Annotated in this window: 14 protein-coding genes; 8 read left to right on the top strand and 6 right to left on the bottom strand. The window is 71.7% G+C overall.

Annotated features, from left to right (window positions below; all coding sequences use genetic code 11):
- Positions 1–209 precede the first annotated feature (209 nt).
- Positions 210–1,298 carry a redox-regulated ATPase YchF gene (gene ychF, locus AC27LF_RS07775; RefSeq protein ID WP_479656342.1) on the bottom strand — a complete coding sequence of 363 codons (1,089 nt, stop codon included), beginning with the start codon at positions 1,296–1,298 and terminating at the stop codon, positions 210–212.
- 174 nt (positions 1,299–1,472) lie between these two features.
- Between ychF and AC27LF_RS07770 the strand changes: the two genes are divergently transcribed.
- Positions 1,473–2,027: a DUF6542 domain-containing protein gene (locus tag AC27LF_RS07770; protein ID WP_479656343.1), complete on the top strand. Its 555-nt coding sequence runs from the start codon at positions 1,473–1,475 to the stop codon at positions 2,025–2,027.
- Between the two features lie 113 nt (positions 2,028–2,140).
- On the opposite strand, the gene ppgK is transcribed toward AC27LF_RS07770, so the two are convergent.
- Both ppgK and AC27LF_RS07760 read right to left on the bottom strand, forming a co-directional pair.
- Positions 2,141–2,887 (bottom strand): polyphosphate--glucose phosphotransferase, encoded by a 747-nt coding sequence (ppgK, locus tag AC27LF_RS07765; RefSeq protein ID WP_479656344.1) that lies wholly within the window; start codon positions 2,885–2,887, stop codon positions 2,141–2,143.
- Between the two features lie 52 nt (positions 2,888–2,939).
- Positions 2,940–3,956: a 4-hydroxy-3-methylbut-2-enyl diphosphate reductase gene (locus AC27LF_RS07760; protein WP_479656345.1), complete on the bottom strand. Its 1,017-nt coding sequence runs from the start codon at positions 3,954–3,956 to the stop codon at positions 2,940–2,942.
- A 220-nt stretch (positions 3,957–4,176) separates the two neighbouring features.
- On the opposite strand from AC27LF_RS07760, the gene xseA reads away from it, so the two are divergent.
- Positions 4,177–5,385, top strand: coding sequence for an exodeoxyribonuclease VII large subunit (gene xseA / locus AC27LF_RS07755; RefSeq protein ID WP_479656346.1), 1,209 nt, complete (start codon positions 4,177–4,179; stop codon positions 5,383–5,385).
- 9 nt (positions 5,386–5,394) lie between these two features.
- Entirely contained in the window at positions 5,395–5,649 is a 255-nt protein-coding gene (locus AC27LF_RS07750; RefSeq protein ID WP_479656347.1) for an exodeoxyribonuclease VII small subunit, read from the top strand.
- Between the two features lie 330 nt (positions 5,650–5,979).
- Here the strand turns inward: AC27LF_RS07750 and AC27LF_RS07745 are convergent, their stop codons facing one another.
- On the bottom strand, positions 5,980–6,504 hold the full coding sequence (locus AC27LF_RS07745; RefSeq protein ID WP_479656348.1) for a DUF4245 domain-containing protein: 525 nt from the start codon (positions 6,502–6,504) through the stop codon (positions 5,980–5,982).
- A gap of 126 nt (positions 6,505–6,630) precedes the next feature.
- On the opposite strand from AC27LF_RS07745, the gene glpX reads away from it, so the two are divergent.
- On the top strand, positions 6,631–7,665 hold the full coding sequence (gene glpX / locus AC27LF_RS07740) for a class II fructose-bisphosphatase (RefSeq protein ID WP_479656349.1): 1,035 nt from the start codon (positions 6,631–6,633) through the stop codon (positions 7,663–7,665).
- A gap of 681 nt (positions 7,666–8,346) precedes the next feature.
- Here glpX and AC27LF_RS07735 read toward each other — a convergent pair.
- The gene (locus AC27LF_RS07735) at positions 8,347–8,724 is read right to left on the bottom strand and encodes a WhiB family transcriptional regulator (protein ID WP_388703485.1); all 378 of its coding nucleotides are present in this window, start codon (positions 8,722–8,724) and stop codon (positions 8,347–8,349) included.
- Between the two features lie 174 nt (positions 8,725–8,898).
- Positions 8,899–9,594: a DUF1707 SHOCT-like domain-containing protein gene (locus AC27LF_RS07730; protein ID WP_479656350.1), complete on the bottom strand. Its 696-nt coding sequence runs from the start codon at positions 9,592–9,594 to the stop codon at positions 8,899–8,901.
- 484 nt (positions 9,595–10,078) lie between these two features.
- Here AC27LF_RS07730 and AC27LF_RS07725 point away from each other — a divergent pair, with 484 nt between their 5' ends.
- From AC27LF_RS07725 to AC27LF_RS07710, 4 genes are all read left to right on the top strand, one after another.
- A complete protein-coding gene (locus AC27LF_RS07725; RefSeq protein ID WP_479656351.1) occupies positions 10,079–11,770 on the top strand; it encodes a fumarate hydratase in 1,692 nt (563 codons plus the stop codon).
- Between the two features lie 355 nt (positions 11,771–12,125).
- Positions 12,126–13,523: a class II fumarate hydratase gene (locus tag AC27LF_RS07720; protein ID WP_479656352.1), complete on the top strand. Its 1,398-nt coding sequence runs from the start codon at positions 12,126–12,128 to the stop codon at positions 13,521–13,523.
- Positions 13,524–13,595: 72 nt separating this feature from the next.
- Positions 13,596–14,297: a cytidylyl-2-hydroxypropylphosphonate hydrolase gene (gene fomD / locus AC27LF_RS07715; RefSeq protein ID WP_479656353.1), complete on the top strand. Its 702-nt coding sequence runs from the start codon at positions 13,596–13,598 to the stop codon at positions 14,295–14,297.
- A 295-nt stretch (positions 14,298–14,592) separates the two neighbouring features.
- Entirely contained in the window at positions 14,593–16,671 is a 2,079-nt protein-coding gene (locus tag AC27LF_RS07710; RefSeq protein WP_479656354.1) for a SpoIIE family protein phosphatase, read from the top strand.
- Positions 16,672–16,726: the final 55 nt, after the last annotated feature.

The raw sequence follows: 16,726 nt of genomic DNA, 5'->3' as shown, positions 1-16,726 counted from the left end.
CCCACACATCAATCTGACGGCCAGTCATCTGAATCCAGCGTCGATCCAGCAGTGGTGCAGATCACCAGGGATGGTGATGGATGACGAGGCGTCAGGAAATCCAGCACAGACCCAGCAGGGGGTATGACAACAGGGTCGACCCCCGAATGGGACCGACCCCGCTTGGCCTAAGCATTCGCTAGATCACCACGTCGGCGCTATCGCAGCGACTAAACATTGAAGCGGAACTCCACCACGTCGCCGTCCTGCATCACGTAGTCCTTGCCCTCCATGCGGGCCTTGCCCTTCGCTCGGGCCTCCGGGACCGAGCCGGTTTCCACCAGGTCCGTGAAGGAGATGACCTCGGCCTTGATGAAGCCCTTCTGGAAGTCGGTGTGGATCACACCGGCCGCCTCGGGGGCCGTGGCACCCTTCTTGATCGTCCAGGCGCGGGCCTCCTTGGGGCCGGCCGTCAGATACGTCTGCAGGCCGAGGGTGTCGAAGCCGACGCGGGCGAGGGTGGCCAGGCCGGGCTCATCGGCCCCGACGGACTCCAGAAGCTCCAGCGCGTCCGCCTCGTCCAGCTCGGCGAGGTCCGCCTCCAGCTTGGCGTTGAGGAAGATCGCCTCGGCGGGGGCGACCAGGGCGCGCTGCTCGTCCTTGAAGCCGTCGTCGGTCAGCTCGTCCTCGTCGACGTTGAAGACGTAGAGGAACGGCTTGGTGGTGAGCAGGTGCAGGTCGTGCAGCAGTTCGGCGCGCTCGCTGCCCTGGACGATGCCCTGGGAGAAGAGCGTGTCGCCCTTCTCCAGGATCTCCTTGGCCTCCTCGACCGCCTTGGCCTTGGGCGCGACGTCCTTCTTGATCCGCGACTCCTTCTGCAGGCGCGGCAGGACCTTCTCGATGGTCTGCAGGTCGGCGAGGATCAGCTCGGTGTTGATCGTCTCGATGTCGTCCTTGGGCGAGACCTTGCCGTCCACGTGGACCACGTTCTCGTCCTTGAAGGCGCGGATGACCTGGCAGATCGCGTCGGACTCCCGGATGTTCGCGAGGAACTTGTTGCCCAGGCCCTCGCCCTCGGAGGCGCCACGGACGATGCCCGCGATGTCGACGAAGTCCACGGTCGCCGGGAGGATGCGCTGCGAGTCGAAGATCTCGGCCAGCTTCGTCAGGCGCGCGTCCGGTACGCCGACCACACCGACGTTCGGCTCGATCGTGGCGAACGGGTAGTTGGCCGCCAGCACGTCGTTCTTGGTCAGGGCGTTGAACAGGGTCGACTTGCCGACATTCGGCAGGCCGACGATTCCGATCGTGAGCGACACGTTGCGACTTCCCGTACGTGAGGAGGAGGGCCAGGGGGCCAGCAGACCGGCCGATCCCCCAGTTTACGGCGTGCCGGACACCGCCCCGGCTGAAGCGTCGAACACCTGGATACGCTCCGCTCAACGGCGTGTCTGTAGGGCCATTCGGCACATAAGCCGACCTAAGTTGGTCCAGTGGAGCAACCCAGGACGCGACCCCCGCAGCACGGACCGCGACGCGGCACGCCACCGGCACCCCTGCCGCCGCAGGCCAGGCGCCGTCCGGCGGGCGGGCAGGCGGCGGCCGAGCGGCCGGTGCGTCCGGGTACGGCACAGCCGCCGCGCAGCACAGGCCCCCGGCTCACCGGGCTCGGCGGGGGCCTGTTCTGCGCGGCCCTGATGTTCCTGCTCGGCCTGATCGACCAGCTGCTGTTCGGGGCGTCGCTCACCGTGTACGGGGTGCTGTTCCTGCCCGTGTGCGCGCTGACCGCGCTGTGGGTGCGCGGAAACGATCTGCTGACGGCCCCCGTGCTGGTGCCGATCGGATTCGTGGTGGGGCTGCTGGCCGTCGCCGACGACGGCGGCGGGATGGCGGGCCGGCTGATGGGCCTGGTCACCGCGCTCGCCACCCAGGCCGGGTGGCTGTACGGGGGGACGCTCATCGCGGGCGTGACCGTGATCGTACGGCGGATCCGACGGATCAGACGCCGACGCCGCCTCGGCCCCACCCGCCCCCCAGCACGAGCCTGACCGCCCCAGGGACCGGACCTCACCGACACCCACCGACCCGCAGCCGCCGGCCCGCCGCACGGGCCCCGCCCGCATTCAGCGGACCCCGCGGAGGCCGCCCGGCGCCAGGGCCGTCAGGCGTCCTTGGACGCGTGCATCGCCGCGCCCACGATCCCCGCGTTGTTCTCCAGTTGCGCGGGCACGATCTCCGCCTCGATGCCCTCGATGAGGTGCAGGAACTTGTCCGCCTTGCGGCTGACGCCGCCGCCGATGATGAACAGCTCCGGGGAGAACAGCATCTCCACGTGCGCGAGATACTTCTGCACGCGGCGCGCCCAGTGCTCCCAGGACAGCTCGTGGTCCTCCTTGGCCTTGCTGGAGGCCCGTTTCTCCGCCTCGTGACCGCCCAGCTCCAGATGGCCCAGCTCGGTGTTGGGCACCAGGGTGCCGTCGGCGAACACGGCGCTGCCGATGCCCGTACCGAAGGTGAGCAGGATGACCGTGCCGCCGCGGCCGCGGCCCGCGCCGAAGCTCATCTCGGCGACGCCGGCCGCGTCCGCGTCGTTGACGACCGTGACGTCATGGCCGCCCAGGCGCTCGCTGAACAACGCGCTCGCGTCCGTGTCGATCCAGCTCGGGTCCACGTTGGCGGCCGTACGGATGGTGCTCCCGCCGCTGACGACGCCCGGGAACGTGAGGCCGACCCGGCCCGTCCAGCCGAAGTGCTCGACGACCTCCTTCACGCCGTCGGCCACCCCGCCGGGCGTCGCCGGGTGCGGAGTGAGCACCTTGAACCGCTCCGCCGCGAGGTCGCCCCGCTCCAGGTCGACGGGTGCGCCCTTGATCCCGGACCCGCCGATGTCCACGCCGAAGATCTGCATGGCCCCACCGTACGACGCACGACTGACAGTCACGCGCCGGGCTGTGCCCCGCTCACACGTCCGCCGTACCCGAACCGCCGCGCGCGGCGACCAGGGCGGCCGCCTCCTCGCGCAGATCGCGGCGCAGCTCCTTGGGGAGCGAGAACGTGATGGACTCCTCGGCGGCCTTGACGATCTCGACGTCCGCGTAGCCGCGCTCGGCGAGCCAGTCCAGGACCTGCTCGACCAGGACCTCCGGGACGGAGGCGCCGGAGGTCACGCCGACCGTGGTCACGCCCTCCAGCCAGGACTCGTCGATCTCGGCGGCGAAGTCCACCAGATACGCGGCGCGCGCGCCGGCCAGCTTGGCGACCTCCACGAGCCGCTTGGAGTTGGAGGAGTTGCGGGAGCCGACCACGATGACCAGGTCGGCCTCCTCGCCCATCTGCTTCACGGCGAGCTGGCGGTTCTGCGTGGCGTAGCAGATGTCGTCGCTGGGCGGGGAGAGCAGCTGCGGGAACTTCTCCTTGAGCGCGTCCACGGTCTCCATGGTCTCGTCCACGGAGAGCGTGGTCTGGGACAGCCAGACCACCTTGGACGGGTCGCGGACCTCGACGTTGGCGACGTCCTCGGGGCCGTCGACGAGCTGGATGTGGTCCGGGGCCTCTCCGGAGGTGCCGATGACCTCCTCGTGGCCCTCGTGACCGATCAGGAGGATGTCGTAGTCCTCCTTGGCGAACCGGACGGCTTCCTTGTGGACCTTGGTGACCAGCGGGCAGGTCGCGTCGATGGTGGCGAGCCGGCCGCGCTCGGCCTCCTCGTGGACGACGGGGGCCACGCCGTGCGCCGAGAACATCACGATGCTGCCCGGCGGCACCTCCTCGGTGCGTTCGACGAAGACGGCGCCCTTCTTCTCCAGGGTCTGGACGACGTACTTGTTGTGAACGATCTCGTGCCGGACATAGATGGGGGCCCCGTACTGCTCCAGGGCCTTCTCGACGGCGATCACGGCGCGGTCCACGCCCGCGCAGTAGCCCCGGGGGGCGGCGAGCAGGACACGGCGGCCAGGCAGGGCAGTCATGGCTCCCATCGTAAGGCCGCCTCCGGGGGAGAGGAGATCGCGTTCGCGTACCGTTCACGGGAAGACTGGGCGACGGACCGGGGTGCCGGAAGGGGCGGGGGGCGACTCGACGCGCGGAGGTGGTGATGACCGGCACGGCGGCTGCGCGGTGTGGCCTGCGGCGGGTCTCGCGGTGCCGGCCGCGCAGCGGGGACGCGGGATTGTCGGAGGGGCCCGTTAGTCTCGCGGCATGGCTGTGAACACATCCGCGGAGACGCCGCTGCCCGTCGGCGAGGTGTCGCGGCTCATCGGGAGATGGATCGACCGGCTCGGGGCGGTGTGGGTCGAGGGGCAGATCACGCAGTTGTCGCGGCGGCCGGGCGCGGGCGTCGTCTTCCTGACGCTGCGCGACCCGTCGTACGACATCTCGGTGAGCGTGACCTGCTACCGGCAGGTGTTCGACGCGGTCGCCGATGTCGTCGGTGAGGGCGCCCGCGTCGTCGTGCACGCCAAACCGGAGTGGTACGCGCCGCGGGGGCAGCTGTCGCTGCGCGCCGCCGAGATACGGCCCGTGGGGGTCGGCGAGCTGCTGGCCCGGCTGGAGCAGCTGAAGAAGGCCCTGGCCGCGGAGGGGCTGTTCGCGCCGGAGCGCAAGCGCCCGCTGCCCTTCCTGCCGCAGCTGATCGGCCTCGTGTGCGGTCGCGCCTCGGCCGCGGAGCGGGACGTGCTGGAGAACGCGCGGCACCGCTGGCCCGCCGTGCGCTTCGAGGTGCGCAACGTGCCCGTGCAGGGCGTGCACGCGGTGCCCCAGGTCGTGCAGGCGGTCAAGGAGCTGGACGAGACCGACGCCGTGGACGTGATCATCGTCGCCCGGGGTGGCGGCAGCGTGGAGGACCTGCTGCCGTTCTCCGACGAACAACTCGTCCGCGCGGTCGCCGCGTGTCGTACGCCCGTGGTGTCCGCGATCGGCCACGAGCCGGACCATCCGCTCCTGGACTTCGTGGCCGACCTGCGCGCCTCCACCCCGACGGACGCGGCGAAGAAGGTCGTACCGGACGTGGGCGAGGAGCTGGAGCGGGTGCGGATGCTGCGGGGCCGGGCGCGACGGTGCGCCGAGGCGCTGGTGGAGCGCGAGGAGCGGGGGCTCGCGCATGCGCTGGCCCGGCCCTCGATGGAGGACCCGCACCGGATGATCGACGAGCGCGCGGACCATGTCGCCTCGCTGGCCGACCGCGGCCGGCGCACCCTGGGTCATCTCCTCGACCGCGCGGACTCCGAGCTGGCGCACACGCACGCACGCGTGGTGGCACTCTCCCCCGCGGCGACGCTGAAACGCGGGTACGCGGTGCTGCAGCGGGCCGACGGGCACGTGGTCCGGGACCCGGCGGAGGTGACGGCGGCCGAGGCACTGCGGGCGCGGGTCGCCGAGGGCGAGTTCACGGTACGAGTCGACGCTTAGGGTGAACGGATGACCGGCAAGGTGGAAGAAACGCTCTCCTACGAGCAGGCGCGGGACGAGCTGATCGAGGTCGTACGGCGCCTTGAGGCGGGCGGGACGAGCCTGGAGGAGTCCCTGGCCCTCTGGGAGCGCGGCGAGGAGCTGGCCAAGGTGTGCCGGCGCTGGCTGGAGGGCGCGCGGGCGCGGCTGGACGCGGCCCTGGCCGAGGAGGAGGGAGCGGAGGCAGCAGCGGACGCGGAGGGCTCGGGGAAGGCCGACGAGTAGCGGGCGCCGAGGGGCGCTCCGGGGGCGCTGGGAACTGCGCGCCCAGCCGCAACGCTGCCGCACCCGCCGCACGGCAAATCGAGGCACCCCCTTGGGCGCCGCCCAGCCACAGCGAATGCCGCACCCGCCGTACGACGGACCGAGGCACCGATGACGCGCGGCGCCGGCTCCGTGCGTGTGCGGGCTGCGCTTGCCGGTGACGGACTGGCTCGGTGCGGCTCTGCGCGCGCGGTGCGGGTCCAGGCGTCAGTGGGTACGCGGGGACGGGTCGACCGGACGAGATGTTCGCGGCGGTGGCCGGTAGCCGCGCGCGTGTGCGCGGTCCGCGGGTCAGGACAGCTTCAGCGACTCCGCCATCTTCGCCAGCTGCTCGAACGACGCCGTGCCCGCGACCACCGTGGTCGAGCCGGGCGTGTCCTCCAGCACGAGGGCGTCGTAGCGGCCGCCGCTGTAGCGCTTCCAGGTGCGGTCGCCGATCTTCTCGGTGATGTCGGTGGCCCGCGCGCCCTGGCTGGCCTGGTCGATGAACTCGGCGCGCTTCTGAGTGGACTGCTCGATCTGTACGTACTGTCCGTCGGGGTCCTGGAAGCCCAGGTGCCAGCGTTCGGAGTTCGCCCCCTGGAAGCGGACCGAGGTCGCCTTCCAGGAGTCCGGCAGGCCCTCGGGCGCGGCGACCGGGTAGGACGCGGCGCGCTGCGCCGTGAGCAGTTCCACGCGGTAGTCGACCCGCTCGATGTCGGGAGCGTGGTCGTCGTGCGGGATGAAGATGTAGATGACGGCCGCCGCCATCCCGATCAGGCCCAGGGAGAGGATCATGTCCCGGACTGTTTTCTGCTTGCCGTTCGAACCTGCCACGCCCCTATCGTCGCAGGTGCCCGGCCCGCTCATCCGTGGGGGCCCCTGCTCATTCCGTACCCCTGACGGTAGAGTCGGGACGAACACCCTCATCCGGCCGTCGTCGTATCAGAAAGGTGCGCTCCGATGACCGAGCATCATCATTTGCCGTCCGAACTCGACGTCCCCTCCGAGGCTCCCGACCGGAACCTGGCCCTGGAACTCGTTCGGGTGACCGAGGCCGCGGCGATGGCCGCCGGCCGCTGGGTCGGGCGCGGTGACAAGAACGGCGCCGACGGTGCCGCGGTCCGCGCCATGCGCACCCTCGTCTCGACCGTCTCGATGAACGGCGTGGTCGTCATCGGCGAGGGCGAGAAGGACGAGGCCCCGATGCTCTTCAACGGGGAGCGTGTCGGCGACGGCACCGGGCCCGAGTGCGACATCGCGGTCGACCCGATCGACGGCACGACACTGACCGCCAAGGGCATGCCGAACGCGATCGCGGTCCTCGCGGCGGCCGAGCGCGGCTCCATGTTCGACCCGTCCGCCGTCTTCTACATGGACAAACTGGTCACGGGACCGGAGGCGGCGGACTTCGTCGACATCGACGCGCCCGTGTCGGTGAACATCCGCCGGGTCGCCAAGGCGAAGCGGTCCACGCCCGAGGACGTCACGGTCGTCATCCTCGACCGGCCGCGGCACGAAGGCGTCATCAAGGAGGTCCGGGAGACCGGCGCGCGCATCAAGCTGATCTCCGACGGCGATGTGGCCGGCTCGATCCTGGCCCTGCGCGAGGGCACCGGCATCGATCTGCTGCTCGGCGTGGGCGGCACCCCCGAGGGCATCATCTCGGCGTGCGCCGTGAAGTGCCTGGGCGGCACCATCCAGGGCAAGCTGTGGCCGAAGGACGACGAGGAACGGCAGCGGGCGCTGGACGCGGGGCATGACCTGGACCGCGTGCTCACCACGGAGGACCTGGTCACCGGCGAGAACGTCTTCTTCGTCGCCACCGGCATCACGGACGGCGAACTGCTGCGCGGGGTGCGGTATCGGTCCGAGACCGCCACGACCGACTCGATCGTGATGCGCTCGCGGTCCGGCACGGTCCGCCGGATCGACTCCGAACACCGCCTGAGCAAGCTGCGCGCCTACAGCGCGATCGACTTCGACCGGGCGAAGTAGCGCGCGTCGGCGGGCGCCCCCGGTGCGGAGGGGGCGCCCGCCGACGGCGGCGACGGCCCGAGCCGCGACCACGACGCGGGCAGGTGGCAGCCTGACGCTCCGGCCGATGCGCACGGCGCTCGGCGCCACGGCGAGGGCTGGGGCGGGTTCGGCCCCACAGCGTGGGCTCGGGGCGGGTTCGGCGCCACGGCGAGGGCTCGGGGCGGGTTTCAGGGCGCGCGGCGACCCGGGCTCAGAGCGGCGCGCGGACCCGGCCGGGACTCAGGGCGCCCCGGGCCACGACGCAGACCCGCAGCAGCGCGACGACCTCGGGCGCGGTTACGGCGCGCAATGCGCCTGAGCAGCGCGCCGCCCCGAGTCCGCGCCGTCGGCGTTGGACGCGCTGAGGCCCCCGCCGGGGCCCCCACCGTGGCGTCGGGGCGGTGAGCCTCGCCCGAGCCGTCGTGCCGCTTCGGATCCATGCGCCGGCGCCGTGTGCCTTGAACCCTGGCCTGCGCGCTGGTCAGGGGGTTCGGAGCGCGCCGAGCGCACGCCGAGGCGGGCCCGGCCACAGCTTGGGTTCGGGCGGGGGCTCGGAGCCGGGTCCGAGCCCAGCCCGGGCCTAGCTCGGGCCTAGCTCGGGCTCGGGCCCGGGCCTAGCTCGGGCTCGCGGCCGAGGTCGGCTCAGCGGAGCTGGGTGGGTCAGCCTGCTGCCGCTATGCGGCCTGCCGCTCGGGCCGCCTTCTTCAGTTCCATGTCGCGGCGTCGGCGCCGGGCCAGCACCACGCGGCGTTCAGCGGCGGTGAGGCCGCCCCACACGCCGTACGGCTCGGGCTGGAGCAGCGCGTGTTCGCGGCACTCGACCATCACCGGACAGCGCGCGCAGACCCGCTTGGCCGCCTCCTCGCGGGACAGCCGGGCGGCGGTGGGCTCCTTCGAAGGGGCGAAGAACAGACCGGCCTCGTCCCGTCGGCACACCGCCTCGGTGTGCCAGGGGGCGTCCTGGTCCCGCTCTCGCGCTGGCACCCGCTGGGCCGGAACGGCAGCTACCTGCAGGGACGAATGCGGCGGTTGCAGCACGGTCTACTCCTGACGACGGCTTCGCGAGCGAGAGACGATGCAGCAAGCCCTACCCGCTGTGCGCGCGCCTATGCACTGCGTCCCGATCCGCGGCAGCGCGGCGGCCGGTTCACGACCCCCCGCGCCGGGCGGCCCTGGACCGCGCCGTTCCGGATCCGGCCCGATGCGTGGCCGTCAGTGCCCGAGATGCCTGCGCACAGTCCTGTCGACCCTGCGGTGCACGCGGTCGAGGATGTCCGCGACGAGTTTTCCCCGCTTCGGCCGGGCCTCGACGTTGCCCAGCACGGCCCACCCGTCCACATAGACCACGGGCGCCTCCGGCTCGGCCGAATCCAGCGTGTGCACCTCGAAGTTGCCGAGCACGCCACCGCCGGCGCCGCGCAGCGACACATTCTCCGGCACACGGATCTGGACGTCGCCGAAGACCGACACCGCCTTGATGACGACCTGCTGGTACTCGAAGATCGCCTCGCTGAGGTCGATCTCCACGCTGCCGAAGACCGAGTACGCGTGCATCCGGCGCCCGGCGCGCCAGCGGCCCTTGCGCACGGCGCTGCTGAACACCGCGACGATGTTGGTGTCCGCCTCCGTCGGTATCGCGCCGGGGGCCGGGCGGGGCGGCGCGTACGCCGAGGCGGCGGGGCGGCCGTGGGCGGCGGGCAGGTCGCGGATGAAGACCTCCAGCTCGCCGACCGTCTTGGCGTTCAGCACCCCCTCCACCCGCTCCGCGTGTTCGTCGGCGGTCAGGCGCCCCTCGGCGAGGGCGTCGCGCAGGATGTCGGCGATCCGGTCCCGGTCCGCGTCCGAGGCGCGCAGTTCGGTGACGCGCGGTGCCGCGTCCTGCCGCTGGGCGTGCTTCTGAAGGTCCACGACGGCAGCGTACCGAAACGCGATAGATCGCGACTAGGGGTGTGGACGACCCGCGCGTGGCGAACCGGACGGATGCGCGACCACGGACACCGGGCCGTGGCCGGCCGGACCGGGGCGTGATCGGACCGGGCGCACCCGGTCGCACCGAGGCGTGTCGGACCGGACCCAAGCGCGACCTGGCGGACGGAGGCGCGATCGCGGATACCGGGGCACGACTGGCCGGGCCGAGGCGTGACCTGTCCTGGCGTGGCTGGCCGGACCTGGGCGGGATGGGACAGCGACGTAGGCGAGCGGGTGGAGGGCGTGAGCGGGCCCGGGCCGGGTGGGGGGCTGAGCGCGACCTCACGGTCTGGCCGTCACCGCCAGGTTCTACGCTGGGGAGGCCCGCCGACGCCGGCGGGCCGCAGGCGACCGCCCCGCGGCCAGCACGCCGAGGAGGCGAGTCGCCGGGACACGCTGCCTGTCGAGTGAGGAATGGGCGAAGATGCCACAGAGTTCCCCCCCAACCCGCCCTGCGTTCGCGTACACCGATCTGCTCCCCCAGGGCGAGGACACCACCCCGTACCGGCTGGTGACCTCCGAGGGTGTCTCCACCTTCGAGGCCGACGGGCGGACGTTCCTCAAGGTCGCGCCGGAGGCACTGCGCAAGCTGGCCGAGGAGGCCATCCACGACATCCAGCACTATCTGCGCCCGGCCCACCTCGCCCAGCTGCGCCGGATCATCGACGACCCGGAGGCGTCGGCCAACGACAAGTTCGTCGCCCTTGACCTGCTGAAGAACGCGAACATCGCGGCGGCGGGCGTGCTCCCGATGTGCCAGGACACCGGCACGGCGATCGTGATGGGCAAGCGCGGGCAGCACGTCCTCACCGAGGGCGAGGACGAGAAGGCCCTCTCGCACGGCATCCACGACGCCTACACCAAGCTCAACCTGCGGTACTCGCAGATGGCGCCGCTGACCATGTGGGAGGAGAAGAACACCGGTTCCAACCTCCCCGCGCAGATCGAGCTGTACGCCACCGACGGCGGCGCCTACAAGTTCCTCTTCATGGCGAAGGGCGGCGGCAGCGCCAACAAGTCGTTCCTGTACCAGGAGACGAAGGCCGTCCTGAACGAAGCCTCCATGATGAAGTTCCTGGAGGAGAAGATCCGTTCGCTGGGTACGGCCGCCTGCCCGCCGTACCACCTGGCGATCGTCGTCGGCGGCACCAGCGCGGAGTACGCGCTGAAGACCGCGAAGTACGCCTCCGCGCACTACCTGGACAACCTGCCCGCCGAGGGCTCGCCGCTCGGGCACGGCTTCCGGGACAAGGACCTGGAGCAGAAGGTCTTCGAACTGACCCAGCGGATCGGCATCGGCGCGCAGTTCGGCGGCAAGTACTTCTGCCACGACGTCCGCGTGGTCCGTCTGCCCCGGCACGGGGCGTCCTGCCCGGTCGCCATCGCCGTGTCCTGCTCGGCCGACCGCCAGGCGCTCGCCAAGATCACCGCCGAGGGCGTCTTCCTGGAGCAGTTGGAGACGGACCCGGCGCGCTTCCTGCCGGAGACGACGGACGAGCACCTGGACGAGTCCTCCGACGTCGTCAGGATCGACCTCAACCAGCCGATGGACGCGATCCTCGCCGAGCTGACCAAGTACCCCGTCAAGACCCGGCTGTCCCTCACCGGCCCGCTGGTGGTGGCCCGCGACATCGCGCACGCGAAGATCAAGGAGCGGCTGGACGCGGGCGAGGAGATGCCGCAGTACCTGAAGGACCACCCGGTGTACTACGCGGGCCCGGCCAAGACTCCGGAGGGCTACGCGTCCGGCTCCTTCGGCCCCACCACGGCCGGCCGCATGGATTCCTATGTCGAGCAGTTCCAGGCCGCGGGCGGCTCCAAGGTGATGCTCGCCAAGGGCAACCGCAGCAAGCAGGTCACGGACGCGTGCGGCACGCACGGCGGGTTCTACCTCGGCTCCATCGGCGGTCCCGCGGCCCGGCTCGCCCAGGACTGCATCAAGAAGGTCGAGGTCGTCGAGTACGAGGAACTGGGCATGGAGGCCGTCTGGAAGATCGAGGTCGAGGACTTCCCGGCGTTCATCGTCGTCGACGACAAGGGCAACGACTTCTTCCAGGATCCCGCGCCCCAGCCCACGTTCACGTCGATTCCGGTACGGGGACCCGGACTGACGTAGCGCCTTCGACACGCGGCGGGGCCGGATCCCGCCCCCGCCGCGCGCTGACCGGCAGGGCGTACTGTCCGGCCCGGCCGCCCCTCCCCAGGCGCCCGCGCCCGTCGGCGTTCGGCAACTCCGCCGTCCCACCGTCACCCCAGCCCGCAGCAGCTGTGCCGTCCGGGCCGCCCATTACCCGCGTGTGAGACCGTCCGCAACCCTGGCCCCCTCGGCCGTCCCACCGTCACCCGCGCTGAAAGACGTCGCCTCGACAGCCGGCACCCTCGCCCGGGCGAAGCCACCCCGCGCGGATCACCCCTCGGTGTGGGAACAGGTGTCGCGTCGGGGGTGCTGTGTCTGACGGAGGTGATCGGCAGTGGCCGACAAGGAGCAGGAGTACCGGATCGAGCACGACTCCATGGGGGAGGTGCGGGTTCCCGCGGGGGCGAAGTGGCGGGCGCAGACGCAGCGCGCCGTGGAGAACTTCCCGGTGTCCGGGCAGCGCATCGAGCGCGCCCACATCGAGGCGCTTGCCCGGATCAAGGCGGCGGCGGCGAAGGTGAACGCCGAGCTGGGCGTGCTCGACAAGGACATCGCCGGGGCGATCCAGGACGCGGCCCGCGAGGTGGCCGAGGGCAGCTGGGACGGGCACTTCCCGGTCGACGTGTTCCAGACCGGGTCCGGGACGTCGTCCAACATGAACGCCAACGAGGTCATCGCCACGCTGGCGAGCGAACGGCTCGGCCGGGACGTGCATCCCAACGACCACGTCAACGCCTCGCAGTCGTCCAACGACGTCTTCCCCTCCAGCATCCACATCGCGGCCACCGCGGCCGTCACGCACGACCTGATCCCGGCCCTTGAGCACCTCGCGGACGCGCTGGCCCGCAAGTCCGCGGAGTTCGCCGACGTGGTGAAGTCGGGCCGGACGCATCTGATGGACGCCACCCCGGTGACGCTGGGTCAGGAGTTCGGCGGGTACGCGGCGCAGGTCCGGTACGGCGTCGAGCGGCTGCGCGCCACCCTGCCCCGGCTCGCGGAGCTGCCGCTGGGCGGCACCGCCGTCGGCACCGGCATCAACACCCCGCCGGGCTTCTCCGCCGCCGTCATCGAGGAGGTCGCCCGGGTCACCGGGCTGCCGCTCACCGAGGCCCGCGACCACTTCGAGGCGCAGGGCGCCCGGGACGGCATCGTGGAGGCCAGCGGGCAGCTGCGGACCATCGCCGTCGGCCTGACGAAGATCGCGAACGATCTGCGCTGGATGGCGTCGGGACCGCGGACCGGGCTCGCCGAGATCCGGCTCCCCGACCTCCAGCCGGGTTCCTCGATCATGCCCGGCAAGGTCAACCCGGTCGTGCCGGAGGCCGTTCTCATGGTCTGCGCGCAGGTCGTCGGCAACGACACGACCATCGCCACGGCCGGCGCCGCCGGGAACTTCGAGCTGAACGTCATGCTGCCGGTGCTCGCCAAGAACGTTCTGGAGTCGGTCCGGCTGCTCGCCAACGTCTCCCGGCTGCTCGCCGACCGGACGGTCGACGGCATCGTGGCCGACCGGGACCGGGCCCGCGAGTACGCCGAGTCGTCACCCTCCGTGGTCACTCCGCTGAACCGGTACATCGGCTACGAGGAGGCCGCGAAGGTGGCCAAGCGGGCCCTGGCCGAACGGAAGACGATCCGTCAGGCCGTCCTGGAGGGCGGGTATGTGGAGCGCGGCGATCTGACGGTCGAACAGCTCGACGAAGCGCTGGATGTCCTGCGGATGACTCGTCCGTAACCGGAGGTTTCGGATGCGCGAACCGTGTCGCCCGGAGCAGCGTCGTATGCCTGGGGCACCTAATATCTGTGCATGGCAGACGGCGGAGCGGTGAGAGGCGTGGCAGGCGGAGGAGCGAGCGGTTCGGCGGGTTTCTGGGCGCCGGGCAGTCACATCCTGTGGCGGTACCGGGAGAACGGCGGCGAGCACGTCCACATCGCCCGTCCCGTCACGGTGGTCAGGGACGACGCGGAACTGCTCGCGGTGTGGCTGGCGCCCGGCACCGAGTGTGTGAAGCCGGTGCTGGCCGACGGCACGCCCGTGCATGTCGAGCCGCTGGAGTCCCGGTACACCAAGCCCCGTGCCGTGCAGCGCGACCGCTGGTTCGGCACGGGTGTGCTGAAGCTGGCCCGGCCGGGCGAGCCCTGGTCGGTGTGGCTGTTCTGGGAGCCGGGCTGGCGGTTCAAGAACTGGTACGTCAACCTCGAAGAGCCGCTGGTGCGTTGGGGCGCCGGGGTCGACTCCGAGGACCACTTCCTGGACATCTCCGTGCATCCGGACCGCAGTTGGCACTGGCGCGACGAGGACGAGTTCGCCCAGGCGCAGCGGGACGGGCTGATGGACCCGAACCTGGCCGAGCGGGTGCGGCGGGCGGGGCGGTCGGCGGTGGAGGTGATCCAGGCGTGGGGCCCGCCGTTCTCGGAAGGCTGGCAGCGCTGGCGCCCGGATCCGTCCTGGGCGGTACCGTCGCTGCCTGAGGACTGGGACCGTACGCCCGCGCATATGTCCTCATGAGACTCTTGATGCGCCCCGGGGCCACAACCGTAGGATCGTCCTCCGCAAGGGCGCACAGCAGCAACTCCGGGTACGGACGCCGAGTCTGACCCAACGTCACCGAGGGGCGGCAGGACGTGAGCGAGGGGTACGAGGGCACCACCGGCGCGGACCGGAAACGGTTCGCCGGTGACACAGGAACAACCTCTGACCACGCGGGAATTCCGTTCCTGGGGCACATATTCCGGGTATCGGGACTTCTGCGGGACGAACTGCGTGCGCTGTGCGCAGCCCCGGACGGACGGATTCGACACGCGTGACGGAGCATCCCACCTCCTACGAGCGCGCCCAGCCGGGCGCCGACCCCGCGGATCCCCGCGGGGCGCTCGCGCGTTCCCCGAAGTCCTGCGGCGCCGCCGCCCTACCCGTACAGGCCCGCGCAGGCGAGACGCCCTCCTCGCCGGGTGCCGCCGCGCCCCGCGGCAAGGAGAAGGAGCCCCCCGTCAACGGCCCCGAGCACGCACAGCCCGCCGCCGCGGAGAGCGATCCGCACCGGCCGCGTCCCACCCCGGCGCCCGATGTCATCCCGCCCCAGCCGGGCGGCGATCAGGAGCGCGCGGCGGGCGGCCAGGAGCGGCGTACCGGACGGGGACTGCCGCCCGGACGGCCCCTGCCGATGCGGCGGGACGGGGACCGGTTGCGGTTCGTGGGCGCCGCGACCCGGCGGATCGCCCGCGGCATCGACCTGGACGAGATCGTGATGGGGCTGTGCCGGGCGACCGTGCCGACCTTCTCGGACGCGATCCTCGTCTATCTGCGCGACCCGCTGCCGGTGGGTGACGAGCGGCCCACCGGACCGGTGGTGCTGCGGCTGCGCCGCACCGACCGGATCCCGGAGGAACGTGACACCGACGGCGGTTTCCTGCCGGTGCCGCCGGAACCGGAGCCGCCCGAGCTGTCGGGTCTGTCCGCGCTGACCGCCGAACTGTGCGAGGTGCGGCCGGGCGGCGCCCTCAACGAGGTGCTGCGCGGTGTCCGGCCGGTGTTCGCGGACGCGCCCGGCGCCCGCGCGGCGCTGCCCGAACTGCTTGGCGAGAGCGGCGAGTCGGTGGTGCCGGGCGGCCGGCACGCCATCCTCGCCCCGCTGCGCGGGCGCCGCCGTGTCATCGGGGCCGCCCTCTTCCTGCGCCGCCCGGAACGCCCGGCCTTCGAGGCCGACGATCTGCTGGTCGCCGCGCAGCTGGCCACCCACAGTGCCCTCGGCATCGACAAGGCGGTGCTGTACGGCCGCGAGGCATATATCGCCGACGAGTTGCAGCGGACCATGCTGCCCGAGACCCTGCCCCGCCCGACCGGTGTCCGGCTCGCCTCCCGCTACCTGCCCGCCGCCGAGACGGCGCGCGTCGGCGGTGACTGGTACGACGCCATTCCGCTGCCCGGCAGCCGGGTCGCCCTCGTCGTCGGCGATGTCATGGGCCACTCCATGACGTCCGCGGCCATCATGGGCCAGCTGCGCACCACCGCGCAGACCCTCGCCGGACTCGACCTGCCACCCCAGGAAGTGCTGCACCACCTGGACGAACAGGCCCAGCGTCTGGGCACCGACCGCATGGCCACCTGTCTGTACGCGGTCTACGACCCGGTCTCGCACCGCATCACCATCGCCAACGCGGGCCACCCGCCGCCGGTCCTGCTGCACCTGGGCGGGCGGGCCGAGGTGCTGCGGGTGCCGCCGGGCGCCCCCATCGGCGTCGGCGGGGTGGACTTCGAGGCGGTCGAACTGGAGGCGCCCGCCGGGGCCACGCTGCTGCTCTACACCGACGGGCTGGTGGAATCCCGGCTGCGTGACGTGTGGACCGGCATAGAACAGCTGCGGGAGAAGCTGGCCGCGACCGCGCAGCTGACCGGGCCCGACCATGCGCCGCCGCTGGAGGCGCTGTGCGACGAAGTGCTCGACATGCTCGGTCCTGGCGACCGCGACGACGACATCGCGCTGCTCGCCGCGCGCTTCGACGGGATCGCCCCGAACGATGTCGCGTACTGGTTCCTCGAACCGGAGGACGCCGCGCCCGGCCGGGCCCGCAGGCTCGCCCGGCACGCGCTGGCCGGCTGGGGCCTTGAGGAGCTGACGGACTCGGTCGAGCTGCTGGTCAGCGAGGTCGTGACCAATGCCGTGCGCTATGCGTCACGCCCGGTCACGCTCCGTCTGCTGCGCACCGATGTGCTGCGCTGCGAGGTGGGCGACGATGTGCCGCAGCTGCCGCGGCTGCGGCAGGCCCGGGCCACGGACGAGGGCGGGCGCGGGCTCTACCTGGTGAACAAGATGGCTCGGCGCTGGGGCGCGACCCGGCTGAGCACCGGAAAGCTGGTCTGGTTCGAACTGAATCGGACTTAGACCCGGTCCAAATGTTGCCGATGTCGTGGTGACGGAGTTGACTGGCTGAGGTGAG

The organism is Streptomyces diversicolor (assembly GCF_057537855.1).
The sequence above is the reverse complement of the archived record's forward strand: the minus strand, read 5'-3'. Positions and strand labels throughout refer to the sequence as shown.